Origin of the sequence: Azospirillum sp. (assembly GCF_035628975.1) — a bacterium.
In the GTDB taxonomy this organism is placed as follows: Bacteria; Pseudomonadota; Alphaproteobacteria; order Azospirillales; family Azospirillaceae; genus Azospirillum.
On the sequence record NZ_DASPIS010000081.1, the window covers coordinates 40201 to 65881 of the forward strand.

The 25681-nt window shown below is 68.6% G+C and carries 18 protein-coding genes; 9 read left to right on the top strand and 9 right to left on the bottom strand.

Annotated elements, in window-relative coordinates:
* Positions 1–39 precede the first annotated feature (39 nt).
* The 3 genes from VD964_RS17440 to gltA all read right to left on the bottom strand — a co-directional run bounded on the left by VD964_RS17440 (position 40) and on the right by gltA (position 3320).
* Entirely contained in the window at positions 40–690 is a 651-nt protein-coding gene (locus VD964_RS17440) for a response regulator (protein WP_149222643.1), read from the bottom strand.
* Positions 691–817: 127 nt separating this feature from the next.
* Entirely contained in the window at positions 818–1831 is a 1014-nt protein-coding gene (locus VD964_RS17445) for an NUDIX hydrolase (protein ID WP_324869781.1), read from the bottom strand.
* A 157-nt stretch (positions 1832–1988) separates the two neighbouring features.
* A complete protein-coding gene (gene gltA, locus VD964_RS17450) occupies positions 1989–3320 on the bottom strand; it encodes a citrate synthase (protein WP_324869782.1) in 1332 nt (443 codons plus the stop codon).
* Positions 3321–3523: 203 nt separating this feature from the next.
* Here gltA and VD964_RS17455 point away from each other — a divergent pair, with 203 nt between their 5' ends.
* Positions 3524–3802 carry a hypothetical protein gene (locus VD964_RS17455; protein WP_324869783.1) on the top strand — a complete coding sequence of 93 codons (279 nt, stop codon included), beginning with the start codon at positions 3524–3526 and terminating at the stop codon, positions 3800–3802.
* A gap of 33 nt (positions 3803–3835) precedes the next feature.
* Here VD964_RS17455 and VD964_RS17460 read toward each other — a convergent pair whose 3' ends face one another.
* The 3 genes from VD964_RS17460 to VD964_RS17470 all read right to left on the bottom strand — a co-directional run bounded on the left by VD964_RS17460 (position 3836) and on the right by VD964_RS17470 (position 10055).
* The gene (locus tag VD964_RS17460; protein ID WP_324869784.1) at positions 3836–7639 is read right to left on the bottom strand and encodes a response regulator; all 3804 of its coding nucleotides are present in this window, start codon (positions 7637–7639) and stop codon (positions 3836–3838) included.
* The gene (locus VD964_RS17465; RefSeq protein ID WP_324869785.1) at positions 7636–9105 is read right to left on the bottom strand and encodes a sigma-54 dependent transcriptional regulator; all 1470 of its coding nucleotides are present in this window, start codon (positions 9103–9105) and stop codon (positions 7636–7638) included. The genes VD964_RS17460 and VD964_RS17465 overlap by 4 nt, the downstream gene beginning before the upstream one ends.
* A gap of 179 nt (positions 9106–9284) precedes the next feature.
* A complete protein-coding gene (locus VD964_RS17470; RefSeq protein ID WP_324869786.1) occupies positions 9285–10055 on the bottom strand; it encodes an FCD domain-containing protein in 771 nt (256 codons plus the stop codon).
* Between the two features lie 479 nt (positions 10056–10534).
* Here VD964_RS17470 and VD964_RS17475 point away from each other — a divergent pair, with 479 nt between their 5' ends.
* From VD964_RS17475 to VD964_RS17500, 6 genes are all read left to right on the top strand, one after another.
* Positions 10535–12211, top strand: coding sequence for an L-lactate permease (locus tag VD964_RS17475; RefSeq protein ID WP_324869787.1), 1677 nt, complete (start codon positions 10535–10537; stop codon positions 12209–12211).
* Between the two features lie 35 nt (positions 12212–12246).
* Positions 12247–15102 (top strand): FAD-binding and (Fe-S)-binding domain-containing protein, encoded by a 2856-nt coding sequence (locus VD964_RS17480; protein ID WP_324869788.1) that lies wholly within the window; start codon positions 12247–12249, stop codon positions 15100–15102.
* 198 nt (positions 15103–15300) lie between these two features.
* Complete coding sequence (locus VD964_RS17485; RefSeq protein WP_324869789.1) at positions 15301–16050, top strand: (Fe-S)-binding protein; 750 nt, start codon at positions 15301–15303, stop codon at positions 16048–16050.
* Positions 16040–17464 (top strand): LutB/LldF family L-lactate oxidation iron-sulfur protein, encoded by a 1425-nt coding sequence (locus VD964_RS17490; protein WP_324869790.1) that lies wholly within the window; start codon positions 16040–16042, stop codon positions 17462–17464. Before VD964_RS17485 ends, VD964_RS17490 begins: the two co-directional genes overlap by 11 nt.
* Entirely contained in the window at positions 17457–18299 is an 843-nt protein-coding gene (locus VD964_RS17495; protein WP_324869791.1) for a lactate utilization protein, read from the top strand. Before VD964_RS17490 ends, VD964_RS17495 begins: the two co-directional genes overlap by 8 nt.
* On the top strand, positions 18296–18514 hold the full coding sequence (locus VD964_RS17500) for a hypothetical protein (protein ID WP_324869792.1): 219 nt from the start codon (positions 18296–18298) through the stop codon (positions 18512–18514). The genes VD964_RS17495 and VD964_RS17500 overlap by 4 nt, the downstream gene beginning before the upstream one ends.
* Here the strand turns inward: VD964_RS17500 and VD964_RS17505 are convergent.
* Positions 18511–19812, bottom strand: coding sequence for a D-amino acid dehydrogenase (locus VD964_RS17505; protein ID WP_324869793.1), 1302 nt, complete (start codon positions 19810–19812; stop codon positions 18511–18513). The genes VD964_RS17500 and VD964_RS17505 overlap by 4 nt on opposite strands.
* Before the next feature lie 395 nt (positions 19813–20207).
* Here VD964_RS17505 and VD964_RS17510 point away from each other — a divergent pair, with 395 nt between their 5' ends.
* Positions 20208–21737, top strand: coding sequence for a sigma 54-interacting transcriptional regulator (locus VD964_RS17510; protein ID WP_324869794.1), 1530 nt, complete (start codon positions 20208–20210; stop codon positions 21735–21737).
* A 23-nt stretch (positions 21738–21760) separates the two neighbouring features.
* Here the strand turns inward: VD964_RS17510 and VD964_RS17515 are convergent, their stop codons facing one another.
* Together VD964_RS17515 and VD964_RS17520 are read right to left on the bottom strand one after the other, a co-directional pair.
* Complete coding sequence (locus VD964_RS17515; protein ID WP_324869795.1) at positions 21761–22531, bottom strand: MJ0042-type zinc finger domain-containing protein; 771 nt, start codon at positions 22529–22531, stop codon at positions 21761–21763.
* A gap of 266 nt (positions 22532–22797) precedes the next feature.
* Positions 22798–24447 carry an electron transfer flavoprotein-ubiquinone oxidoreductase gene (locus VD964_RS17520; protein ID WP_324869796.1) on the bottom strand — a complete coding sequence of 550 codons (1650 nt, stop codon included), beginning with the start codon at positions 24445–24447 and terminating at the stop codon, positions 22798–22800.
* A gap of 151 nt (positions 24448–24598) precedes the next feature.
* Here VD964_RS17520 and VD964_RS17525 point away from each other — a divergent pair, with 151 nt between their 5' ends.
* The gene (locus VD964_RS17525; protein ID WP_324869797.1) at positions 24599–25480 is read left to right on the top strand and encodes a uracil-DNA glycosylase; all 882 of its coding nucleotides are present in this window, start codon (positions 24599–24601) and stop codon (positions 25478–25480) included.
* Positions 25481–25681 lie beyond the last annotated feature (201 nt).

The window sequence follows — 25681 nt, forward strand, 5'->3', positions numbered from 1 at the left end:
GGGCGGGGGAGGGATAGGGAGGGGGCACCCGCGCTTCCCTCACTCCACCGGCGGCGGCGGCGCGGACGACAGCGCCAGCTGGCTCGCTAGAACCGCGGCCTGCGTCCTCGTCAGCACGCCCAGCTTGCGCAGGATCGTCGTGACGTGGGCCTTCACCGTCGTCTCGGCGACGTTCATCTCGTAGGCGATCTGCTTGTTCAGCTTGCCTTCGGCGATGCCGGCCAGGACGCGGAGCTGCTGGGGGGTCAGGGTGGCTGCGCGCTGGGCTGGATCGGGGGCGTCGGTCTCGGGGCCGCCGTTGATCTCCGGCAGCCATAGTTCACCATCGAGAACGGCGTGAATCGCCTCGACGATCTGGGTGTTGGGGGCGGATTTCGGCACGAAGCCGGAGGCGCCATAGTCGATGGCGCGTTGGATCGTCACCGGATCCTCCGACGCCGACACCACGATCACCGGGATCGCCGGATGTTCGGAGCGCAGCATCATCAGCCCGATCAGGCCGCTCATGCCGGGCATGTGCAGGTCGAGCAGGATGATGTCCGGCGGCTCCCCGGTGTCCAGCAGCGGCTTGATCTGCTCGAATCGCGACGCCTCCAGGATCACGGCGCCGGGGATCGCCTGCCCGATGGTCTGGGTCAGCGCGGTTCGCATCAGCGGATGGTCGTCGGCGATCAGAATGCGGTGCGACATCGGCCTTCTTGGACTTTCCGGGTATGGACATTCCGGGTTTAAAACCGTTCCAGCAGTATCCGCTTGCAGCCGCCCGTTGACAACTGCGCCCAATGCCGCGCGTCGACGTTTCCGAGAGATTTTACCCTTATCCGTCCGCGGACGGAATGGCCCCGGCGCTGGTGCGTTCGTGAATGGCCTGTCGCCGGAAGCGGTACAACTCCGCCGGCCGGCCGCCGGTCTGGCTTTCATAGCGCCCGGTGGGCTCGACGAAGCCGCCGGAGATCATCAGGCGCCGGAAATTCTGCTTGTGCACCCGCTCGCCCGACAGCGCCTCCACCACCAGCTGCAGTTGGTGCAGGGTGAAGGTCGGCGGCAGCAGTTCGAAGACGATGGGACGGTAGCGCAGCTTGCCGCGCAGCCGTTCCAGCGCGGTGGCCAGGATGCGCCGGCCGTCGCGCGCCATCGGCCGGCCGAGCGCCCGCGGCATCGGTCCGCCGGCCTGTACCGATGTATCGACCCGCGCGGCGAGGTCTCGGTCGCGGAAGGACTCCACCACCAGCCCGGCCTCGTAGAGAAGTTCGAAGCGCTCCAGCACCCGTTCCATGTCCCAGTCGGCGCCGTCCAGCCCGAAGGCCATCTGGGCACGCTCGGCCCGGCGCAGGCGGGTTTCCTCGTCGGGAGCCGAGGCGATCCAGCCGCAGAGCGCCGGGGCGATGACGCCGTCCAGCAGCGGCGGGCGCTGGTCGCGCCAGTCCTCCCACGGGAAATGGTCGTAGAGGTCGCGCCATTCGGCCGCGGCGTCGCCGCCCAACGGGCCGTCGCGGACCAGGGCCAGATAGCCGACCACGACAGAGCGCGGGCCGCCGAACAGCTCGTGCGGATCGCGGTAGCGGTCACCGAAGGTGTAGAGCTGCTCGACATAGCGCAGCGCAAGGCCGGACAGCCCCTCCGCCACCGCGCGCACGCCCTCCTGCAGGGTACGGAAACGGTCGGGCTCGAAGGGCGCGCCGGGCAGGGCGTCGCGATGCGGCAACGGTTCGTCGCCGCGCCGGTGGTCTTCCGGCACGGCGAAGCCGCTGCGCACCGTCACCACGCGCGGCGTCCCGCCGGTCACCGCCACGATGGCGACCGACAGGCCAAGCTGGAGGGGCCGGGTCACGGCAGATTTGCTTTTCCCCCTCTCCCCCCCGGGGAGAGGGTCGGGGTGAGGGGGATGCACTGCGTGCCCTCCCGAGAATCCTCGCCACGCTTCCCCCTCACCCTAACCCTCTCCCCGGGGGGGAGAGGGGATCCAAGGCGGGGATAGGCTACTGAACTCAACGCTTGTCCAGCGGCACGAAGGGGCGGGCGGCGTTGCCGGTGAAGAGCTGGCGGGGGCGGCCGATCTTCTGGGCCGGGTCCTCGATCATCTCCTTCCACTGGCTGATCCAGCCGACGGTGCGGGCGAGTGCGAACAGCACGGTGAACATGCTGGTCGGGAAGCCCATCGCCTTCAGGATGATGCCCGAATAGAAATCGACGTTCGGATAGAGCTTCTTCTCGATGAAATACTCGTCCGACAGGGCGATCTTCTCCAGCTCCATCGCGATGGCCAGATGCGGCTCGTCATGGATGCCCAGGCGGTCGAGAACCTGATAGCAGGTCTCGCGCATGATCTTGGCGCGCGGATCGTAGTTCTTGTAGACCCGGTGGCCGAAGCCCATCAGGCGGAAGCTGTCGTTCTTGTCCTTGGCGCGGCGGACGAATTCGGGGATGCGGTCGACCGAGCCGATCTCCTCCAGCATCTTCAGAACGGCCTCGTTGGCGCCGCCATGGGCCGGGCCCCAGAGTGCCGCGATGCCCGACGCGATGCAGGCGAACGGATTGGCGTGGGACGAGCCGGCGAGGCGGACGGTGGAAGTCGAGGCGTTCTGCTCGTGGTCGGCATGCAGGATGAAGATCTTGTCCATGGCCTTGGACAGGACCGGATCGACGGTCCATTCCTCGCACGGCGTGCCGAAGGTCATGTAGAGGAAGTTTTCCGCGTAGGACAAGTCGTTGCGCGGATACATGAACGGTTCGCCGACCGTGTATTTGTGGGCCATGGCGGCCATGGTCGGCATCTTGGCGATCAGGCGGTGCGCGGCGATCTTGCGCTGCACCGGATCGAAGATGTCGGTCGAATCATGGTAGAAGGCCGACAGGGCGCCGACGACGCCGCACATGATCGCCATCGGATGGGCGTCACGGCGGAAGCCGCTGTAGAACTTGGTCAGCTGTTCGTGCACCATCGTGTGGTAGGTGATGGTGCGCTCGAAATCGGCCTTCTGCTGCGGGTTCGGCAGTTCGCCGTTCAGCAGCAGGTGGCAGACCTCCAGGAAATCGCAGTTCTCGGCCAGATCGGCGATGGCATAGCCGCGGTGCAGCAGGACGCCCTCGTCGCCGTCGATGTAGGTGATGGCCGAATCGCAGGCGGCGGTGGAGGTGAAGCCGGGATCGTAGGTGAAATAGCCGGTCTCGGCATAGAGCTTGCGGATGTCGATCACGTGGGGACCGGTGGACCCGCCCAGCAGCGGCAGCTTCAGCGTCTTGCCGGTGGCGTCGTCGGTCAGCGTGACGGTGCCGACCTGGGTCACATCGCCGTGCGGCGTATGCTTGCTCGATTCCATGACCTTATCACACTCCTTGCTGGCCGGCCGGGCGGCGCCTGTCGGTCTCCGCTGCCGGACCTTGGTGGTTGGCCCGTTCTTCGCGCGCTTTGGCACCCTATCGGCACCGCGCCGTCTTCTCCCGGTCTCCGAAGGATCGGTCAGGATCGGAACCCGCACCCGTCCACTGTCGTTGACTCCTCCGGAAGATAGCAGAGGACATCATGACCGACACGCCTCAAACGCGCATCCCCTCCGAAGGAATGCCCCGCCCTGACAAATCCCAATCGGACAAACCCGCACCGGACAAATCCGTCTCGGGCAAATCCGGTTCCGATACCCAAGACCAGACGCCGGCGGGCGAACGCTCCCCGCGCGAGGACATGACCAAGACGCCCGGCGACGGCACCCTGCAGGATGCGACCCCGGCCGGCCTGTCGTCGAAGGAACTGCGGGAACGGGCCGAAGACACCGACGGCTCGACCCAGCCCGGCACCGGCTGACGCCCTCCCGGCCGGCGGAGTTCCGGGGGAGGCTCAGGCCGCCGGCCGCTCCACGCCGGTGCGCTGGCGCAAGGAACGCTCCAGACGGGCGGCCTCGCGCAGCAGCACCGGCAGAAGCTGGGCGGCCTGTGCCGTGTCGCCGTTGCGGCAGATCACTTCCATCCGCCAGGCGAGATGCATGACCGCCATCCCGCCGAAACTGCCGGCGAGGCTGGACAGGTCGTGCGCCTCCCCCGCCAGCGCCCGCATGTCCAGGGCGCCGGCCGGGGCTGACCGCGCCATCGCCGACAGCCTTTCCAGCCGTCGGGATACGTCGTCGAGGAAGCTGTCGACGATCAGGGCGAGATTGTCGGCACCCACCGTCTCGACCAGATCGGCCAGCACCGCTTCGTCCAGAACCTCGCCATCATCGCCGTCGCCGCCGCCATTGCCGCTGCCATTTCCGCCGCCGACACTGCCATCCGCCGCCGCATGTGCGCTCCCGGCCTCGGTCATCCAGCGGTCCAGCGCCGCCAGCAGTCCGGCGCGGCTGATCGGCTTGGTCAGGTAATCGCTCATGCCCGCGCGCAGGCACAGCTCGCGCGTGCCCGGCATGGCGTCCGCGGTGAGGGCAATGATCGGCAGGCCGGCGAACCGCCCGCCCCGCGCGCGGATCGCCTGCGCGGCCTCCAGCCCGTCCATGCCCGGCATCTGCACGTCCATCAGCACCAGGTCGATGCCGCCGCGGCAGGCCGCCGCCACCGCCTGCTCCCCATCCTCCGCCACCTCGACCGTGTAGCCCAGCTTGCGCAGCAGGGTGGTGGCGAACAGCTGGTTGGTGCGGTTGTCCTCCGCCAGCAGGATGCTGCCGCTGCGCGCCGGCTCCTCGCCGCGGTCGGCAGGCTGTCCCTCGGCGGGCTGCCTGTCCGCCGAAGAGGGCGGTACGGCCGCCTGGAACAGGCCGGTCAGGCAGCCGGCCAGCGCACTTTGGCGCAGCGGGCGGTTGAGAATGGCGTGGGCCAGCCCCTGGACCGGTCCGCCATCGGCCCGCGCCGCCGGTCCCAGCCCGGCGATGAGCACGCGTCTGGTGCCGCCCAGCATCGGATTGCCGGCGATGGCCGCCAGCAGGGCGTCGCCGCCCATGCCCGGCATGGTCTGGTCCACCAGCACCACGTCGAATGGCCGGCCGCCGACTGCCGCGCGCGTCAGCGCCTCCAGCGCATCGGGGCCGTTGTCCACCGCCGTCGGCCGCGCGCCCAGGCTGTCGAGCATCGCCGCCAGCACGCGGCGGTTCACCGCCAGATCGTCCACCACCAAGGCACGGCGCCCGGCCAGCGGCTGTTCGGCCGGCGGCAGCGCCTCGTCGAGCAGGGCGAGCGGCAGATCGACCAGGAAGCGGCTGCCGGCGCCCAGACTGCTTTCCACCGCGATGCTGCCGCCCATCAGTTCCGACAACTGGCGGCAGATCGCCAGCCCCAGTCCGGTTCCGCCGAATTTCCGGGTGATCGACCCGTCCACCTGCTGGAACTTGCTGAACAGGATGGGCAGCGCTTCCGCCGGAATGCCGATGCCGGTGTCGGTCACGGTCATGCGCAAAACCAGATGGGCCTCGGTGGCGTCCAGCGCCTCCAGTTCCACCGCGACCGATCCCTGATCGGTGAACTTCACCGCGTTGCCCACCAGATTGACCAGGATCTGCCGGATGCGCGTCGGGTCGCCCAACAGGGTGCGGCGCAGGAACGGGTCGATGTAGAAGCCGATCTCGATCCCCTTCTCGTGGGCGCGGGGGGTCAGCAGTTCCACCACCCCCTCCACCAGATCCGCGGGGTCGAAGGGCAGCGTCTCGATGGTGACGCGGCCGGCCTCCAGCTTCGAGATGTCGAGGATGTCGTTGATGATGGTCAGCAGCGCGTTGGAGGAGCTGCGGATGGCCTGGGCGAACTGGTGCTGCTCCGCCGTCAGGGGCGTGTCGAACATCAGCTCCGTCATGCCCATGATGCCGTTCATCGGCGTGCGGATCTCATGGCTCATCGCCGCCAGGAATTCCGACTTCGCCTGGGTCGCCGCCTCCGCCCGGACCCGCAGGGCGTCGGCCTCCTCGCGGGCGGCATCCAGACCTTCGGCCAACGCGCACATGTCGGCCGCCTGACGCTGCAGTTCCGCCTCGAAGCGCTTGCGCTCGGTGATGTCGGTGCGGGTGCACACCAGCGCCCCGCTGCTGGTCCGGTTCTCCGCCACCAGGATCCAGCGGCCGTCGGGCAGTTCCCGCTCGAATGGCGGGCCGGGATTGCGGTGCTGGGCCAGTTCCGCCTGGATCCAGGCCTCGTCGCTCGGGCCGTCCGGGTTGGCCGCGAATTCGCCGTTGGCGATCGCCGCGCGCAGGATCTCCTCGAAGGGACGGCCGGGCGTCAGCAGCGGGGCGGTCAGAGGATGCGCCTCCCGGTAGCGCTGGTTGCACAGGATCAGCCGGTCGTCGGAATCGAAATAGGCCAGACCTTCCGGCACCGCCTCGATGGCGTCGTCCAAAGTCTGCTTGGCGAGGCGAAGCTCCTCCTCCGTCATCTTGTCGCGCGTGATGTCGGTATGGGCGCCGACCATGCGCACCACCCGCCCCTCGGCATCGCGGATGTGGATGGCGCGGCTCAGGATGTAGACGGTGTGGCCCTGCTTGTGGCGGAAGCGCTGCACCGCCTCGAATTTCGGGATCAGCCCGGCATTGTAGGCCCGCACCATCTCCAGGGCGGCGATCCTGTCCTCCTCGAAGATCAGGCCCGCCCACATGTCCAGGCTGTTCTCCAGCTCGTCGTCGCGGTAGCCCAGCTGCTCCTTCCAGGTGGGGGAGAACCAGATGGCGCCGGTGTCCAGCGCCCAATCCCAGATGCCGTCCCGCGTCGCCTGCACGGTGAGGTCCAGCAGTTCGCGGTTCGACCGCAGTTCCGCCTCTTCCCGCTTGGCGTCGGTGATGTCCTGGACGACGCCCAGCAGTCCGATCGGCCGGCCGGCCGGCCCCCATTCGGCCATGCCGCGGATGAAGACGTGGCGCAGCGTGCCGTCCGGACGGATGATCCGCGCCTCGACGGAAAATCCCTCGCCGGTCGCCCGCGCCCGCTCGACCAGCGGGGCGATCCTCGGCAGATCGTCGGGATGGTAGGCGCCGCGCGACATGTCGACGGTCGGCGGGCCGTCCTGCGGGCTCAGGCCCATGATGCGATAGACCTCGTCCGACCAGCGGCGGGTGTCGGTGACGAAGTCGATGTACCAATGCCCGAACTGGCCGATCTCCTCGGCCAGGTTCAACAGCCGGGAGCGGTCACGCAATTCCGCTTCCGCCTGCTGGCGCCGCGTCACCTCGCGGCGAAGTTCCAGCTCGTCCACCACCAGCCGGGCGAGCTGGGTCAGGGTTTCCGCCTCCCGCGCCTCGAACCCGCCGCGGGGGCTGTCGTCGATCACGCAAAGCGTGCCCAGCTTGTGGCCGTCCGCCACCAGCGGCGCGCCGGCATAGAAGCGGATGCCCGGGTTCCCGGTGACCAGCGGATTGCCGGCGAAGCGCGGGTCCTTCGTCGCGTCCGGCACCACCAGGACGCCGTCGTTGAGAATGGCATGGGCACAGAAGGCGAGGTCGCGGTGCGTTTCCTCGGCGTCCAGCCCGATGCGGCTCTTGAACCATTGGCGGTTCCGGTCGATCAGGGAAACGAGCGCGATGCGCGTGCCGAAGAAATGCTGGGCGAGCCGTGTGATGTTGTCGAAGCCTGATTCCGCCGGGGTGTCGAGGATGCAATAGGATTCCAGAACCGCCAGCCGCCGCTCCTCGTCCGGGGGCAGCGCCGCAGGAACCGCACCTACCGCGTCCCCGCTCACGCGGCGCTTCCCTGGGCGGCGTTCCCCTGGGTGGCGTTCCCCTGGGTGGCGTTCCCTTGGGCGGCGGCCCCATCCGCGGCGCGCCACTGCTGCAGCTTGCGGTAGATGGTGGACGGGCTGATCTCCAGCATCAGGGCGGCGCGCGGCACGTCGTCGCCGCTGAGCCGCAAGGCCTTGAGGATCATCTCCTTCTCCACATGCCACAGCGGAAGGACGGCGCCATCCTCCTCCTGCCCGCCATCCGCCGGGGTTCCGGCGCCGGCCGCGGCGTCGGCACCGATCCCGCCGGCCCCGGTCAGGGGCGGCAGCATCTCCAGCACCACCTGCGGCCCGTCGTTCAGCACGACGACGTTGCGCAGCACGTTCTGGAGCTGCCGCACGTTGCCCGGCCAATCATGGGCGCGCAGCCGCGCCTCCACCTCCGGAGCGAAGGCTACCAGGGATTTTCCCTCCTCCCGCGCATAGTCGATCAGGAAGGAGCGGGCGATCTCGATCACGTCGTCGCCGCGGTCGCGCAGCGGCGGCAGGGCGAGCGGGATGACGTGCAATCGGTAATAGAGGTCCTCGCGGAAACGGCCGGCCTGCACCTCGGCCAGCGGATCGCGGTTGGTGGCGGCGACGAAGCGCACGTCCACCCGCTCCTCCCGCCCGCTGCCCACAGGACTGACGGTGCCGGTCTGGACGAAGCGCAGCAGCTTGCTCTGCAGTTCCACCGGCATTTCGCAGATCTCGTCCAGGAACAGCGTACCGCCGTCGGCCAGCAGCGCCGCACCCGGCCGGTCGCCCGCCGCCCCGGTGAAGGCGCCCTTCACATGGCCGAAAATCTCCGATTCCAGCAGTTCCTTCGGAATGGCGGCGCAGTTCAGCGCGATGAAGGCGCGGTCGCGCCGCGGGCTTGCGCGGTGGATGGCCTGCGCCGCCACCTCCTTGCCGGTCCCGCTCTCTCCCGTGATGAAGACGTTGGCGCGGCTGGCCGCCACGCTTTCGATGGTGCGGTAGACCGCCTGCATCTCGGGCGAACTGCCGATGAAGCCGTGGAAGCGGCCGCGGTCGAGATCCTTGCGGTATCCCTCCACCATGCGCGCCAGCGTCCGCCGCTCCAGCGCGTTGCGCAGGGTCAGGTTCAGCCGGTCGGCGTTGAAGGGCTTCACGATGAAGTCGAAGGCGCCCAGCTTCATCGCCTCTACCGCCAGGTCGATGGAGCCGTGGGCGGTGATGATGACCACCGACACGCTCGCGTCGCGGGCCTGCAGGGCCTGCAGCACCTCCAGCCCGTCCATGTCCGGCAGCTTCAAGTCCAGGATCACCGCGTCGGGCGGCGATGCAGCCGCGGCGTCCAGCGCCTCGCGCCCGCGGGTGCAATGCACGACCTCATGGGCATCCGCGCGCAGGAACTCGATATAAAGCTTGGCGAGCGGGACCGTATCCTCGATCAGCAGGATGCGGTGCTTCTTGGCGGAGGACACGGGCGCGACACTCGGGCAGTCGATGGGGCAGTCGGTGGGGCAGTCGGTGGGGCAGTCGGTGGCGGACGGAAATTCCTCCACAGTGTAACCCGGCCAAAGCCCCGCCGCCAGTCGGGGCGAGCCCTCCGGCATATGACCTTCGACGGATGCCTCCGCCTCGGCGGCTCCCGGCTCTCCCCCTACGCCCCGCTGTCGATCAGGTCGGTCCGCCCGATCCGCCGCAACGAGACCTGGACGCGGGCATTGTGTTCCCGGATTTCGCGCAAGGTCTGCAGCGTGAATTCCACATGGGCGTCGGCCGCCGCGCTCGCAGCATCCGCATCGCCGGCCAGCACCGCGTCGGCAATGGCCAGATGCTGCCGCAGCAGCAACTCGCGCACCCCCGGCCGGGAATAGAGGTCGGCGCGGTTGTAGAACACGTCGTTGCGCAGCAGGTCGGACAGGGTCCGCATGATGTGCAGCATCACGACGTTGTGCGCTGCCTCGTAGATCGCCAGATGCAGGTCGGCGTCGGAATCCGCCTCTTCCGAACTGTCGTCCTTGCCGTGGGCGGCCTTCATGCGGGCGACGATGGCACGGATGCCGTCGCGGTCGACGTCGGTCGCCCGCTGCGCCGCCAGTCCGGCCGCCGCCGCCTCGATGGAGCGGCGGAACTCCAGATAGTCAAAGGACGCGTCCGGCTTGTTGCGCATCAGCGTCATCAGCGGGTCGGCGATCTGCGACAGGAAGGTGGCGACATGGGTGCCGCCGCGCCCGGTGACCAGCAGGCCGCGCTCCTCCAGCTTGGCGATGGCATCGCGCAACGACGGGCGGGACACGTCCAGCTTCACCGCCAGCTCGCGTTCGGCCAGCAGCTTTTCCCCCGGACGGAGCGCGCCTTCCAGGATCAGCCGTTCCAGATGCTCGGCAATGGCGTCGGCCAGCTTGGCCGGTTTGATCGTCCCCTGCATTGGATCGGCGACCCCTCCCTGCACCTCTTGGCCCTCTTCAATACCGGTGGACGGAACATGCGTCCAGAGGGGCGGCTGTCCGACAGCGTCGCACCCCCCTACCAAAGTTGGTCGAGTGGCAAACGATTCAGCCGTTGCACAGTCTGGTAAAATATTTTATCCAACTTGCGCCGTATGGATAAGAGATGTCCACCGCGGTCCGTCTGGCAAGGGAGACTTCCCGAAGCGGCCGGGCTGGAAAGGGCATCCACACGTACCGGGACAGGACGGACCAACCCCGCCAAGGGGCGCATCCGCACCGCTGCCGCGCGCCGAAAGGCCATGGCGGCGGTGAACGCCGCCGCATTGCCGATCGCCGGCCCTCCTCCGCGCCGCCATCCCGGCGCGGGAAGGCGGAGCCATGCCGACAGGCCGTGGAAAGCCGTCCCGGGACACCGTTCGGACCGACATCACGTCCCCCGAGAAGGAGGTCCCCGAGGATGAGCTGGTCGCAAGTCTACGACCCGATGAACAACATGTGGCTGTCGACGTTCTTCGCGTCGCTGCCGGTCCTGGTGATGCTGGGCGGTCTCGGCATCTTCCACATGAAGGCGCACCGCGCCGCCCTGCTGGGTCTTGCGGCGGCGCTGCTGGTGGCCGTCGCCGTGTTCGGCATGCCGATGGCGATGGCGGGAAAGACCGCGTTGCTGGGTGCGGCTTACGGCCTGCTGCCGATCGGCTGGATCGTCGTCAACATCATCTTCCTCTACCACCTGACCGAACAGCGCGGTCAGTTCAAGATCCTGCAGGAAAGCATCACCGGCATCACGAACGACCGCCGGCTCCAGCTTCTGCTGATCGCCTTCTGCTTCGGCGCCTTCTTCGAGGGCGCGGCGGGATTCGGCACGCCGGTCGCCGTGACCGGCGCCATGCTGATCGGCCTGGGCTTCACCCCGCTGGCAGCCTCGGGCCTGTCGCTGATCGCCAACACCGCCCCGGTCGCCTACGGCGCGCTGGGCACGCCGGTGCTGGCGCTGGCCGCGGTCACCGGCCTGCCGCTGCTGGACCTGTCGGCGATGATCGGCCGGCAGCTTCCCTTCTTCTCGGTGCTGGTGCCCTTCTGGCTGATCGTGGCCTTCGCCGGCTGGCGCGGCATGGTCCAGATCTGGCCGGCCATCCTGGTCGCCGGCGTGTCCTTCGCCGTTCCGCAGTTCCTGGTGTCCAACTACCACGGCCCCTGGCTGGTGGACGTCGCCGCCGCCATCGTGTCGCTGGTCTGCGTCACGCTGTTCCTGAAGGTGTGGCACCCGAAGGCCATCTGGCACACCGCCGGCGGGGCATCCGCCCTGACGCAGGGTGTCGGCGCCGCGGTGGTGCAGGGCGAGGCGCGCCGCAGCCACGGCTACAGCGCCGCCGAGGTCCGCCGCGCCTGGACGCCGTGGGCGATCCTCAGCGTCGTCGTCTTCCTGTGGGGCATCCCGGAGGTCAAGGCCTTCCTCGACGGCATCTCGATCTTCAAGTTCCCGATCGAGGGCCTGCACAACATGATCCTGCGCGTTCCGCCGGTGGTGCCCAAGGCCCATCCGGAGGCCGCAGTCTTCACCCTGAACTGGCTGTCGGCCACCGGCACCGGCATCTTCATCGCCGCCGTCATCTCCGGCTTCGTGATGGGCTACTCGCCGGCCGCGATGCTGAAGACCTACGGCCACACGCTGTACGCCATCCGCAACTCGCTGCTGACCATCTCCGCCATGCTGGCGCTGGGCTACACCACCCGCTACTCGGGGCTGGACACCACGCTGGGCCTCGCCTTCGCCAATTCCGGCTTCCTCTACCCGTTCTTCGGCACCTTCCTGGGCTGGCTGGGCGTGGCGCTGACCGGGTCGGACACGGCGTCCAACGTGCTGTTCGGCAGCCTGCAGAAGGTGTCGTCGGAACAGCTCGGCCTGCCGCCGACGCTGATGGCCGCCGCCAACAGCTCGGGCGGCGTGATGGGCAAGATGATCGACGCCCAGAGCATCGTCGTCGCCGCCGTCGCCACCAAGTGGCATGGTCATGAAGGCAAGATCCTGCGCTACGTCATCTGGCACTCGCTGGCGCTGACCACGCTGGTCGGCCTGCTGGTGATGGCGCAGGCCTATCTGTGGCCCTTCACCGAAATGGTCATCGGCCGCTAAGGCGGCCTTCCCCCCACCGGCAGGAGCCGCCGCCGATGCTGCCTTCTCCTTACGACCATGTCCTGGCCGAGCTTCAGTCCGTCATCCCGCAGGCCCGGCTGGTCACCGACCCGCTGCGCACGCTGGCCTACGGCACCGACGCCAGCTTCTACCGCCTGATCCCCAAGATCGTGGCGCTGGTGGAGACGGAGGAGGAGGTGGTGCGGCTGCTGCGCATCACCCGCGGCCACAAGGTGCCGGTGACCTTCCGCGCCGCCGGCACCAGCCTATCCGGACAGGCGGTCAGCGACAGCGTGCTGGTGGTGCTGGGCGACGGCTGGCGCGGCTGCAGCATCGGCGCCGCCGCCGCGACCGTCACCCTGCAGCCCGGCGTGATCGGGGCGGAGGCGAACCGGCGCCTCGCCCCGCTGGGGCGGAAGATCGGTCCCGACCCGGCCTCCATCGCCACCGCCAAGATCGGCGGGATCGCCGCCAACAACGCCAGCGGCATGTGCTGCGGCACCGCGCAGAACAGCTACCGCACGCTTGAGTCCATGCGGCTGGTGCTGGCCGACGGCACGGTGCTGGACACCGCCGACCCGGCCAGCCGCGGCAGTTTCCGCGACAGCCACGGCGCGCTGCTCGAACGGCTGGCGGATTTGGGATCCCGCACCCGCGCCGACGCGGCGCTGGCGGGCCGCATCCGCGACAAGTTCCGCATCAAGAACACCACCGGCTACAGCCTGAACGCGCTGGTCGACTATGAGGACCCCGTCGACATCCTCCAGCACCTGATGATCGGGTCGGAGGGGACGCTGGGCTTCATCTCCGCCATCACGCTGCGCACCGTGCCGGAGCATCCGCACAAGGCCAGTGCCCTGCTGTTCTTCCCCGACATCGCCGAGGCCTGCCACGCCGTGTCGCTGCTGAAGGCGGCTCCGGTCGATGCGGCGGAGCTGATGGACCGCGCCTCGCTCCGCTCCATCCAGGACAAGCCGGGCATGCCGCCGCAGATCAGCGGCTTCGGACCCGAGGTGGCTGCGGTGCTGGTGGAAACCCGCGCCGAGAGTGCCGCCGCCCTGGAGGCCAACGTGGCGGAGATCGCCGCGGTGCTGGCCGACTGCATCACCATCGGCGACACCCGCTTCACCACCGACGCCAAAGCCTGCGAAGGCTTCTGGAAGATCCGCAAGGGCCTGTTCCCGGCGGTCGGCGCCATCCGCCAGACCGGCACCACCGTCATCATCGAGGACGTCGCCTTCCCCCTGCCCCGGCTGGCCGAGGCGACGCGCGAACTGCAGGACTTGTTCGTCCGCCACGGCTATCACGAGGCGATCATCTTCGGCCACGCGCTGGAAGGGAACCTGCACTTCGTCTTCACCCAGGCCTTCGACACCCAGGCCGAAATCGACCGCTACCGCCGCTTCATGGACGATGTCGCGGTTTTGGTGGTCACCCGCTATGACGGTTCGCTGAAGGCGGAGCACGGCACCGGCCGCAACATGGCCCCCTTCGTCGAGATGGAATGGGGTCCGCAGGCCTATGGGCTGATGAAGGAGATCAAGGACCTCTTCGATCCGGACGGGCTGCTGAACCCCGGCGTCATCCTGAACGGCGACCCCGAGGCCCATCTGAAGAACCTGAAGCCGATGCCCGCTGCCGATCCGCTGGTCGACACCTGCATCGAATGCGGCTTCTGCGAGCCGACCTGCCCGTCCCACCGCCTCACCCTGTCGCCGCGCCAGCGCATCGTCGGCAGGCGCGAGATGGCGCGGCTGGTAGCTGCCGGCGACGACGCCCCCCGCTTGGCCGAGATCAGCGCCGCCTACGACTATCAGGGCATCGACACCTGCGCCGCCTGCGGCCTCTGCGCCACCGCCTGCCCGGTGGGGATCGAGACCGGGCTGCTGGTGAAGTCCCTGCGCGGCGAGCGGCGCGGTGGCGTGGCCCGCAAGGCGGGAGCGCTGGTCGCCGACCACATGGAAGGCACGCTGGGCCTCGCCCGCGCCGGGCTGCGGCTGACCGACCTCGCCCGCCGCACGGTGGGGCATGGCGCCACCCAGGCGGCGGCCCGCGTCCTGACCGGCGGCAGCCTGCCCTCGCTGCCCCGCAACCTGCCGACCGCCGTGACCTTTACCGCACACTCGGACATTCCCAGCGACGACCTGCCGACCGTGGTCTATGCCCCCAGCTGCGTCAGCCGCAGCATGGGCCCCGCCGCCAGCGATCCGCAGAAGCGCCCGCTGCCGGAGGTCGTGGAATCGGTGATGCGCAAGGCTGGCTTCCGCATCCTCTATCCGGAGGCAGCGGACGGCCAGTGCTGCGGCATGCCATTGGAGAGCAAGGGCCTGATCGAGGCCGCCGATGCCAAGGCCGACGCCATGCTGGCCGCGCTGTCGAAGGCGAGCCGGGGTGGCCGTTACCCGGTGGTGATGGACACCAGCCCCTGCGCCCTCCGCCTGAAGAAGCGGCTGACCGACGCGGGCCTGCGCATCCTCGACGTGGCGGAATTCCTGAGCGAGTTCGCCCTGCCCCGCCTGGACATCGCCAAGTCGGCGGAGCCGGTGATGCTGCACCTGACCTGCTCCACCCGCCGCATGGGTCTGGACGGCGCGCTGACCGCGGTGGCGAAGGCCTGCGCCGAGACGGTGGTGGTCCCGCCGGATGTCGGCTGCTGCGGCTTCGCCGGCGACAAGGGTTTCACCACGCCGGAACTGAACGCCCACGCGCTACGCCACCTGCCGGCCGCGGTGCCGGAGGGCTGCGCGTCGGGCTACTCCACCAGCCGCACCTGCGAGATCGGCCTGTCCGACAAGGCGGGCGTGCCCTACCGGTCGATCGTCTATCTGGTCGACGCCTGCGCGACGGCGAAGGTGGACGAGAGGGCGCGGGTGGCGGAGGTGGCTTTTTGAGCGATGATTTGTGAAAGCGCCGGTATGCCCCCTCCCTAACCCTCCCCCGCTTTCAGCGGTGGAGGGGACTGCCGCCGCTTCGCATAAGGCACCCTCTCCCGCGATCGGACCGGCCTTTGGCCGGCCGAGGGCGAGAGAGGGTTGGGGAGGGGGCAGCGACGCCCAGCCATAAAAAGACGCCCAGTGAGGAAACACCCAATGCCCTCCACTCCCAAACCAACCCGCGTCTATTACTTCGGCACCTGCCTCGTCGACCTGTTCTTCCCCGACGCCGGCATGGCCGGGATCGAGCTGCTGCAGTCCCAGGGCCTGACCGTCGTCTTCCCCCAGGGCCAGAGCTGCTGCGGCCAGCCCGCCTACAACTCCGGCTACCGGGCCGATGCCCTGAAGGTCGCCCGCGCCCAGCTGGACCTGTTCCCCGGGGACGATCCCATCGTCGTGCCGTCCGGCTCCTGCGCCGGCATGATGAAGAAGCACTGGCCCGACCTGTTCCGCGGCGAGCCGGACGAGGCCAAGGCGGTGCAGGTGGCGGGGCGCGTGTGGGAGCTGACGCAGTTCCTCGTCCATGTGCTGGACGTCCGACTGACCGACAAAGGCGAGCCGCTGCGCGTCACCTGGCACGCCTCCTGCCATGCCCAGCGCGAGATGGGCGTGGTGGAGGAGCCGAAGGCGCTGCTGCGCCAACTCGCCAATGTCGAGCTGGTGGAGTTGAAGCGGGAAAAGGAATGCTGCGGCTTCGGCGGCACCTTCGCCGTGCGCCATCCGGAGATCTCCGCCGCGATGGTCGGCGACAAGGTGGCGGACATCGAGGACACCGGCGCCGCCCGCGTGGTGTCGGGCGACTGCGGCTGCCTGCTGAACATCGGCGGCGCGCTTGAGGCCGGCAACAAAGCCGCGCGCGGCCAGCACATCGCCCAGTTCCTGAAGGAGCGCATCCATGGACGGTAACGCACCGGATTTCGCCGCCGCCTCGCGCGCGGCGCTGGCCGACCCGCAGCTGCGCGGCAATTTCCGCCGCGCCATGGACGGGCTGATGACAAAGCGCGCCGCCCAGTTCGCGGACGCGGGCGAATGGCATGGCGTGCGGGCGCTGGCGGCCTCGGTCCGGCTGCGCGCCCTGTCGAAGCTGCCGGAACTGCTGGAAAAGCTGGAGGAGAACTGCACCCGCAACGGCATCACCGTCCACTGGGCCGCCACGACGGACGAAGCCAACGGCATCGCGCTGGACATCCTGCACAAGGCCGACGCCAAGCTGGTGGTCAAGGGCAAGTCGATGGTGACGGAGGAGATGCACCTGAACGCCGTTCTGGAAAAGAATGGCATCGAGGTGCTGGAAAGCGACCTCGGCGAATACATCGTGCAGCTGGACGGCACCATGCCGTCGCACATCATCATGCCGGCGATCCACCTGAACACGAAGCAGATCGCCCATCTGTTCAAGCGCAAGATCAAGGACGCCGAGAGCCGCGAGGATGCGGCCTATCTGACCGACCTCGCCCGCCGGGTGCTGCGCGCCAAGTTCCAGGCCGCCGATGTTGGCATGTCCGGCGTCAACGCCGCGGTGGCGGAGACCGGCACCCTCTGCCTGATCGAGAATGAGGGCAACGGGCGCATGTGCACCACGGTGCCGCCGGTCCACATCGCCTTCATGGGGCTGGAGAAGGTGGTGGAAAAGCTGGAGGACGTGCCGCCGGTCATCAGCCTGCTGCCGCGCTCCGCCACCGGCCAGCCGATCACCACCTACGTCAACATGATCTCCGGTCCCCGCAAGCCGGGTGAAAAGGATGGCCCGCGCGAGGTGCATCTGGTCATCCTCGACAATGGCCGCTCCGGCATCTACGCCGACCCGGAGCTGCGCGACACCCTGCGCTGCATCCGCTGCGGCGCCTGCATGAACCATTGCCCGGTCTACACCAAGGTCGGCGGCCATGCCTATGAGGCGCCCTATCCCGGTCCCATCGGCAAGATCCTGGTGCCGCAGATCGAGGGGTTGGACAAGCGCGGCACCATGCCCCACGCCTGCACCATGTGCAACGCTTGCGTCGAGATCTGCCCGGTGAAGATCCCCATCGTCGAGATCATGGGGCGGCTGCGGGTAGAGGCGGTGAAACCCGGCGGCGCGGTGAAGGACGGCGGCGCCAAGGCCAGCCGGGCGGAATCGATGGTGTGGAGCGGCTGGGCGGCGATGAACGCCTCCCCCACCGCCTACCGGCTCGCCACGGCGGCGATGAGCAGGCTCGGCAACGCCGCACCATCCTCGCTGCCGCTGCTCAAGGAGTGGACGAACGTCCGCACCAAGCCGCGCTTCGCCGGCCGCACCCTGCACGACCTAGCCCGCGCCAAGGGGGTTCCCGATGTCTGACGCCCGCAACTCGATCCTGACGAAGCTGCGCACTACCCGCGACGCCCACCCGCTGACCCCGCCCGCGTCGGACTTCGCGCCGATCGAGGCGAAGCACTGGGCGACGGAGGAACGCCTGCCCCGCATCCGCCGCCTGATGGAGGCGGTACACACGGAGTTCATCGAGGCGACGGAGTCCGACTGGCCGGCGGTGCTGCGCGAGTTCCTGGCGCGGGAGGGCGTGGGGTCGTTGATGTACGCGCCGGCGACGGAGGCGGGGAAGCGGCTGGTCGAGGGGTGGGGGACTGCTTCTCCCTCTCCCCCCCGGGGAGAGGGTCGGGGTGAGGGGGACGCACCGCATGATTCCCCCGAAGGTCCCGCCGCGCATCCCCCTCACCCTAACCCTCTCCCCGCCTTTCAGCGAAGCTGCGCTTCGCCTGTCGGCAACGCGAGCGAAGCTCGCGTTGGGGGGGAGAGAGGAACTGCGCCGGGTCCCACCCTGATCCCCTACGACCGCCCCGTCGAAGACCTCAAGCCCCAGCTCTTCGAGTCCATCGACGCCGGCCTGACCACCACCCGCGGCGCCATCGCCGAGACCGGCAGCCTTATCCTGTGGCCAACGGCGGACGAACCGCGCACGCTCTCGCTGGTCCCGCACATCCACGTCGCAATCCTGCGCACCGACGCCCTCTACGACACCTTCCTGCAGGCGATGCGCGAGCAGGGATGGGCGCAGGCGATGCCGACCAACGCGCTGCTGGTGTCCGGCCCCAGCAAGACCGCCGACATCGAGCAGACGCTGGCCTACGGCGTCCACGGCCCGAAGCGGCTGATCGTCCTGGTGGTCCACCCATGACGGCCCGCCAGCCTGCCGCCCGACCCGCGAACGAGCCGGCGACCCGGCTCTACGAGGCGATCCTGCATCTCAGGCGCCTCGGCCACCGGGTGGAGAAATGCGAAGGGCGGCGCGGGCGACATCGGCTGGATGGGGCCGAGATCGCCGACGCCGCCCTTCTGGAGCTGGCGATGACCCGCGTCCGCCGGGCGGCGCGGGTTCCCCTATCCCATTAGGCCGGACGCACCGCCGCCGGGCGCGACACCGCCACCGACGGCTTGCGGCCGTAACGCTCGACGCTCAGCCCTTCCATGTCGATCTCGGTCTGGCGTCCGCTGACCACGTCGGCCAGCACGCGGGCCGAGCCGGCGGACATCGTCCAGCCCAGCGTGCCGTGGCCGGTGTTGAGGTACAGGTTGCGGATGTGGGTCGGCCCCAGGATCGGCGTGCCGTCCGGCGTGTTCGGGCGCAGGCCGGTCCAGAACTCCGCCTTCGACAGGTCGCCGCCCTTCGGGAACAGGTCGCTGACCACATGGTCCAGCGGACCGCGGCGGCTGTCGCGCAGGGTCAGGTCGAAGCCGGTCAGTTCCGCCGTGCCGCCGACGCGGATGCGGTCGCCGAGTCGGGTGACGGCGATCTTGTGCGTCTCGTCCATCACCGTCGATTCCGGCGCATGGGCGGCGTCGGTGATCGGCAGGGTCAGCGAATAGCCCTTCACCGGATAGACCGGCAGGTCGATGCCGAGCGGCTTCACCAGCTTGGGCGAATAGCTGCCCATGGCGACGATGTAGCTGTCGGCGGTCAGCGTGCCTTCGTCGGTCTGCACGCCGGTGATCCTGCGCCCGTCGCTTTCCAGCCCGCGGATGGAGACGCCATAGCGGAACTCCACCCCGCGCTTGGCGGCGTAGGCGGCCAGCTTGTTGGTGAACTGGAAGCAGTCGCCGGTCTCGTCGCCCGGCAGGTGCAGCGCGCCGACCAGCTTGTCCTTCACATGGGCCAAGGCCGGCTCGACCGAGGTCAGGCCGTCGCGGTCGAACAGGCTGTAGGGAACGCCATAGCGCTCCAGCACCGCCATGTCGTAGCCGGCGGCGTCCATCTGCTTCTGGGTGCGGAAGACCTGCAGCGTGCCCTGGGTGCGCTCGTCATAGGTGATACCGGTCTCGGCGCGCAGAGCCTTCAGGCAGTCGCGGCTGTATTCGGCGACGCGGACCATGCGGCTCTTGTTCAGCTGGTAGCTCGCCTCGTTGGCGTTGGCGAGCAGCTTCAGGCACCAGGACCACATGGCCGGGTCCAGCTTCGGCCGGATCACCAGCGGCGAATGCTTCATCAGCATCCACTTGGCGGCCTTCAGCATCAGCCCCGGCGCCGCCCAGGGAGCGGAATAGCCCGGCGACACCTCGCCCGCATTGGCGTAGCTGGTCTCCAGCGCCGGGCCGGCCTGACGATCCAGCACAGTCACCTCATGCCCGGCGCGCGCCAGATAATAGGCGGTGGTGACACCGATGACGCCGCTGCCCAGAACGATCACGCGCATGAGACTGGCTCCCAAGGGGATGGATGACTTCGCTTGGGAAGGAGTTCGCAAAGGGCGTGCCAGAGGCGGAAATGGCGGATTTGCTGCGATGTTAGGGGCGCTATGGAGCGTGGGGTGTATGCGGATGTTTACAGGGGAGAGAAAATGAGGGCTGTGGGTGTTGTGGAACAACGGCTTGGTCGGGTGTAAAGATATTGATACGGCGTAACGATATGTGTACAGTGGTCGCTGATTGCCCCCTCCCCAACCCTCCCCCGCCCTCGGCCGGCCAAAGGCCGGTCCGATCGCGGGAGAGGGAGTTAAGCGCGAGAGCAGCGGAGTTCCCTCTCCCGCGGAACGCGGGGGAGGGTTAGGGAGGGGGCAACAAGCACCTCCCACCCCCAACAGCCACCCCCATGCGCATCGAAGTCACCTTCACCGACCGCGTCGGCATCGCCCATGAGATCCTCGCCGTGCTGGCGCTTCGCCGGCTCAACGTCGTCGGCGTCGAGGTCGACCCGCCGCTGATCCACATCGACGCCCCCGGCCTCGATCCGGCGGCGCTCCCCGCCCTGTCGGACGCGCTGCAACGCATCGCCGGCGTGCAGGCGGTGGCTGCCATCGACATGCTGCCGGGCACGCGGCGGCGGCTGCATCTGGATGCGCTGCTCGCCGCCCTGCCCGACCCGGTGCTGGCGGTCGACCGTGCGGGCAGCGTCGTGGTGGCGAGCGCCGCCGCCGCCCAGGTCGCCGGACTGCCGGAATCGCGCCTCGCCGGTCTCGACCTCGGCGAACTGTTCGGCGAACCCGGCCTGACGCGCGAACTGGCCGACGGCGGCTTCCGCATGTCCGGCCGCGAGGTGACGCTAAACGGCCAACCCTTCCTGCTGGAGGTGACGCCCATCGTCGATGTCGAGGCCGCGGGCGCCGTCATCACCCTGTTCACCCCGTCTCGCTTGGGCGAGCGCCTGAATGCGATCCAGAACTTCGATGAAGGCGGCTTCGACCGCATCCTCGGCGAATCGCCGCCGGTACGGGCGTTGAAGGCGCGGGCCGCGCGCGTCGCCGCGATGGAAGCACCGCTGCTGATCCTGGGCGAGACCGGCACCGGCAAGGAGCTGATCGCCCACGCCTGCCACCGCGCCAGCCCGCGCCGCGACAAGCCCTTCCTGGCGCTGAACTGCGCCGCCGTGCCGGAGAATCTGGCGGAGAGCGAGCTGTTCGGCTACGCCCCCGGCTCCTTCACCGGGGCGCAGCGCGGCGGCAAGCCCGGCTTGCTGGAACTGGCCCATGGCGGCACCGTCTTCCTCGACGAAATCGGCGAGATGTCGGCCTATCTCCAGGCCAAGCTGCTGCGCTTCCTCAACGACGGCAGCTTCCGCCGGGTGGGGGGAGAGCGCGAGCAGAAGGTGGATGTGCGCGTCATCAGCGCCACCCACCGCTCGCTGGAGGCGATGGTCGCCGACCACAGCTTCCGCGAGGATCTGTTCTACCGCCTGAACGTGCTGACGCTGAGCGTCCCGCCCTTGCGGGAGCGCGGGCAGGACATCCTGCTGCTGGCCCGCCATTTCATCGCCCGCGCCGCAGCGCAGGCCCGCCGTCCGCCCGGACGGCTGACCCCGGCGGCGGCGGCGGCGCTGCTCGCCAACCGCTGGCCCGGCAATGTCCGCCAGTTGGAAAACGTCATCTTCCGCGCCGTGACCATGAGCGACGGCGGCGCGCTGGATGCGGCCGACCTGGAACTGGCAGGGGCCGGCATGCAGTCCGCCGAGGTGCCGGCGGAGGATGCCGAAAGCTGGGAGGATGCGGTGGACAGCTTTGAGCGCACGCTTCTGCGCCGGCTCTATCCGCGCTTCCCTTCCAGCCGAAAGCTGGCGGCGCGGCTGAACACCTCGCACACCATGATCGCCAACAAGCTGCGGAAGCACGGCATTCCGGAGCGGTGACGCGGCCGACCGGCCACGGGATCTCAGTGACCTGCGGGTTTGGCCGGGGCGGCGGGCTTTGCGGCGGCAGGCTTCTCGGGAGCTTTCTCGGCCGGCTTCTCGGCAACCGGCGCACCCAGCCCGGGCGGCGGGCCGCCGAAGGTGATGGTCACCTCGGTCACCGGTCCAGGATCCGGCTGGCTGTGGTGGAAGCTCACCACCGCACCCGGCAGCAGCACGGACGCAGACGGTTCGATTGTCCAACTCTGCAGCGGCTTGTGCTCGGCACCGAAGGTGATGGCGCGCAGCGGGGGCAGCGCGCGCTCGGCATCGGTGGTGTTGGCGATCTCGCCGTCCAACAGCAGGACGGTCTTGCCGCCTTCCATCTTCTGTTCGGAGCGGATGTTGCGCAGTTCCAGCCCGAATCCCGGCGGCTCGGCCTGCATCCCGATGGTCTCGTAGAGCAGAGCGGCGGGCGGCCAGTTGCGGACGATGGCATCGCGGCCGAAATAGCCGCCGGCAACGGTCCCCGCGACGAGCACCCCCAGCAGGGCGAAGCCGATCACCGTGCTGCGCGCCGGCTTGGCGCGCGGAGCCTTTGGCGGCTTGACCTTCGTCTTGGCGGCCGGCTTTGCCGCTTTCGCCGGCCGTATTTCCGTCGGCGCGTCGGCGACCACCGGCTCGGGGCCCGCCCATTCCGGCATCTGCCACCATGTGTGGCCGCAGCGGGCACAACGCACCTTCCGGCCGTCAGTGCCGAGCGACTCGTCGGACAGGGTGTAGCGCGTTGAACAGGTCGGACAGGAAACGATCATCGCGCCGTCGCAGAGAGGTTACCGCTTGCGTTATAGATAGGAGTGGCCGGCGGCGCAACCGACACCCGCGTGTCGGCACCGTTCATCCTTTTGCATGTGGCGATGGGCGCGTACGTTTGCCCCCTCCCTTCCCATGCTGATGCATGGGCCCCTTCCCTCCCCCGCCTTCGGCGGGGGAGGGAAGAGTTTGCGAAGCGGCGGCAGTCCCCTCTCCCTAGAAGAGGGGGAGGGTTAGGGAGGGGGCAAACGCCCCCACATCCCGACCCTTACATCCCGCCCGGATAGTTCGGCCCCCCGCCGCCTTCCGGCACGACCCAGTTGATGTTCTGGGTGGGGTCCTTGATGTCGCAGGTCTTGCAGTGGACGCAGTTCTGCGCGTTGATCTGCAGGCGCGGATCGCCGCCGTCGTCGTTGCGGACGATCTCGTACACGCCGGCCGGGCAATAGCGCTGCTCCGGCGCATCGTAGAGCGCCAGATTGACGCTGATCGGGACCGACTTGTCCTTCAGCGTCAGGTGCGGCGGCTGGTCTTCCTCGTGGTTGGTGTTGGAGAGGTAGACCGAGGACAGGCGGTCGAAGGTGACCTTGCCGTCCGGCTTGGGGTAGGCGATCTTCGGCGCCTCGCTGGCCTTCACCAGGGTGGTGTGGTCGGCGTGGTGCTTCAGCGTCCAGGGCGACTTGCCCTTCAGCGCCGTCTCGTAGGCGGCGTTCGCCAGACCGGCCCACAGGCCCTTCTGGAAGCCCGGACGGATGTTGCGCACGGCGTACAGCTCCGGCCAGACCCAGGACTGTTTCAGCCGCTCCGGATAGGCAATCACCTCGGGACCGTTGTCGCTGCCGCCGGTCAGGTGGTCGAACACCGCCTCGGCCGCGACCATGCCCGACTTCATGGCGGTGTGGTTGCCCTTGATCTTCGGCACGTTCAGGAAACCGGCGCCGTCGCCGATGATCAGGCCGCCGGGGAAAGTCAGCTTCGGGATCGACTGGAAGCCGCCTTCCGACAGGGCGCGGGCGCCATAGGCCAGACGACGGCCGCCTTCGAAGGTCGGGCGGATCGCCGGGTGGGTCTTGTAGCGCTGGAACTCCTCGAACGGGCTCATGTGCGGGTTCCAGTAGTCGAGGCCGACGACGAAGCCGACCGACACCAGATTCCCTTCCATGTGATACAGCCACGACCCGCCATAGGTCTTGGGGTCCATCGGCCAGCCGATGGTGTGGACGATCAGGCCCGGCTTCGACTGCGACGGATCGACCTCCCACAGCTCCTTGATGCCGATGCCGTAGGTCTGCGGCTGGCAGTCGCGGCGCAGGTCGAAGCGCTCGAACAGGGTCTTCGTCAGCGAGCCGCGGCAGCCCTCGGCGAAGATGGTCTGCTTGGCGTGCAGCTCCATGCCGGGCGTGTAGTTGCCGGTCTTCTCGCCGTCCTTGCCGATACCCATGTCGCCGGTGGCGACGCCCTTCACCGCACCGTTGTCGTCATACAGCACCTCGGCCGCGGCGAAGCCGGGATAGATCTCCACCCCCAGCTCCTCGGCCTGGGTCGCCATCCAGCGGGCCAGATTGCCCAGGCTGATGATGTAGTTGCCGTGGTTGTTCATCTGCGGCGGAGCGTAGGGCGACTTGTAGGCCTTCGTTTCCGTCAGGAAGAGGAAATGGTCCTCGCGCGCCGGGGTGGTCAGCGGCGCGCCCTTTTCCTTCCAGTCGGGGATCAGCTCCTCCAGCGCATGCGGTTCGAAGACGGCGCCGGACAGCAGGTGGGCGCCGACCTCCGACCCCTTCTCGATCACGCAGACGCTGAGTTCCTGCCCGGTCTCGACCGCGCGCTGCCGCAGGCGGATCGCAGCACTCAGGCCCGACGGGCCGGCGCCGACGATCAGAACATCGTATTCCATGACCTCGCGCGGTTCGCGTTCCATCACCACACTCCCCCACCGTCTTGTTTTGGTACTGTTTCCCTCGGGACGCCCTATGGTGTTTTGCGGGCGCGTGCTTGTAGCACGGTTTGCACCGCACCCAAATTGGGTATCTGGACATGTAAGACCACACGATCTGTGGTAAGGTCAAACGATGATTGACGTATGCGACATCCTCGACGCGCTGCGCTGGCATGCCGATATCGGCTGCGACGAGGCCATCGGCGACGAGCCGATCGACTGGGCCGCCTTCTCCGCCCGGCCGGCGGCGCGCACCATGCCCGTGGGTGCCGGTGCGGCGCCAAATGCCGGTTTGGGCACCGGCATGGCCCGTGGCCCGGCACCGACTCGGGCACCCGCCCCCGCGGCGCCGCGCCCGTCCGCACTCTTCCCGTCGCCCGACCAGCCGCTGGGCGCCAGCGAGGCCGGCATCCAGGCCCGGGCCCGCGCGCACGAGGCGCAGACCCTGGACGCGCTCGAGGCGGCGTTGCGCTCCTTCGACGGCTGTCCGTTGAAGGCCACCGCGATGAACACCGTCTTCGCCGACGGCAATCCGCAGGCTCCGGTCATGCTGATCGGCGAAGCGCCGGGCGAGGACGAGGACCGGCAGGGCAAGCCCTTCGTCGGGGTCAGCGGCAAGCTGCTGGACCGCATGCTGGCGCAGATCGGGCTGGACCGCGGCAAGGTCTACATCACCAACATCCTGCCCTGGCGCCCGCCCGGCAACCGCAGCCCCACCCAGGCGGAGATCGCCGCCTGCCTGCCTTTCCTGGAACGGCATGTGGAGTTGGTGCGGCCGAAGCTGCTGGTGGCGCTGGGCGGCGTGTCGGCCAAGACCCTGCTGAACAGGGCGGAGGGAATCACCCGCCTGCGCGGGCAATGGCGGTCCTATGAGGGAACCGGCGCACCGGTGCCGCTGATGCCGATGCTCCATCCGGCGTACCTCTTGCGCAACCCTATCGCAAAGCGGGAAGCGTGGCGGGACATGCTTGCGCTGCGCCAAAAGATCGACGAAGAAGGAATCAAGTATTCCTAAGATAAAAACCGATGTCACAGCCCGGCCGAAATCGTTTGTATGACCGGGCAGGTTGCATGACACAAATGTAATCCGCCCATATCCAAAGGCACCTTCCCAACGGGCTAAGGCCTTTTTGTCGCCTCCCTTAACCCGTTGTAGAGACTGGCGAATACCGGTGCCGACACATTCCGCGCGAATCCGTTGCTTGCGGTTCGCGAG

Bases quoted from the DNA above. Each gene is read 5' to 3' on its own strand.
- VD964_RS17515 (WP_324869795.1), bottom strand. From the start codon at position 22,531: ATGATCGTTTCCTGTCCGACCTGTTCAACGCGCTACACCCTGTCCGAC.
- VD964_RS17510 (WP_324869794.1), top strand. From the start codon at position 20,208: ATGCGCATCGAAGTCACCTTCACCGACCGCGTCGGCATCGCCCATGAG.
- VD964_RS17455 (WP_324869783.1), top strand. From the start codon at position 3,524: ATGACCGACACGCCTCAAACGCGCATCCCCTCCGAAGGAATGCCCCGC.
- VD964_RS17505 (WP_324869793.1), bottom strand. From the start codon at position 19,812: ATGCGCGTGATCGTTCTGGGCAGCGGCGTCATCGGTGTCACCACCGCC.
- VD964_RS17480 (WP_324869788.1), top strand. From the start codon at position 12,247: ATGCTGCCTTCTCCTTACGACCATGTCCTGGCCGAGCTTCAGTCCGTC.
- VD964_RS17475 (WP_324869787.1), top strand. From the start codon at position 10,535: ATGAGCTGGTCGCAAGTCTACGACCCGATGAACAACATGTGGCTGTCG.
- VD964_RS17485 (WP_324869789.1), top strand. From the start codon at position 15,301: ATGCCCTCCACTCCCAAACCAACCCGCGTCTATTACTTCGGCACCTGC.
- VD964_RS17470 (WP_324869786.1), bottom strand. From the start codon at position 10,055: ATGCAGGGGACGATCAAACCGGCCAAGCTGGCCGACGCCATTGCCGAG.
- VD964_RS17440 (WP_149222643.1), bottom strand. From the start codon at position 690: ATGTCGCACCGCATTCTGATCGCCGACGACCATCCGCTGATGCGAACC.
- VD964_RS17520 (WP_324869796.1), bottom strand. From the start codon at position 24,447: ATGGAACGCGAACCGCGCGAGGTCATGGAATACGATGTTCTGATCGTC.
- VD964_RS17500 (WP_324869792.1), top strand. From the start codon at position 18,296: ATGACGGCCCGCCAGCCTGCCGCCCGACCCGCGAACGAGCCGGCGACC.
- gltA (WP_324869782.1), bottom strand. From the start codon at position 3,320: ATGGAATCGAGCAAGCATACGCCGCACGGCGATGTGACCCAGGTCGGC.
- VD964_RS17495 (WP_324869791.1), top strand. From the start codon at position 17,457: ATGTCTGACGCCCGCAACTCGATCCTGACGAAGCTGCGCACTACCCGC.
- VD964_RS17490 (WP_324869790.1), top strand. From the start codon at position 16,040: ATGGACGGTAACGCACCGGATTTCGCCGCCGCCTCGCGCGCGGCGCTG.
- VD964_RS17525 (WP_324869797.1), top strand. From the start codon at position 24,599: ATGATTGACGTATGCGACATCCTCGACGCGCTGCGCTGGCATGCCGAT.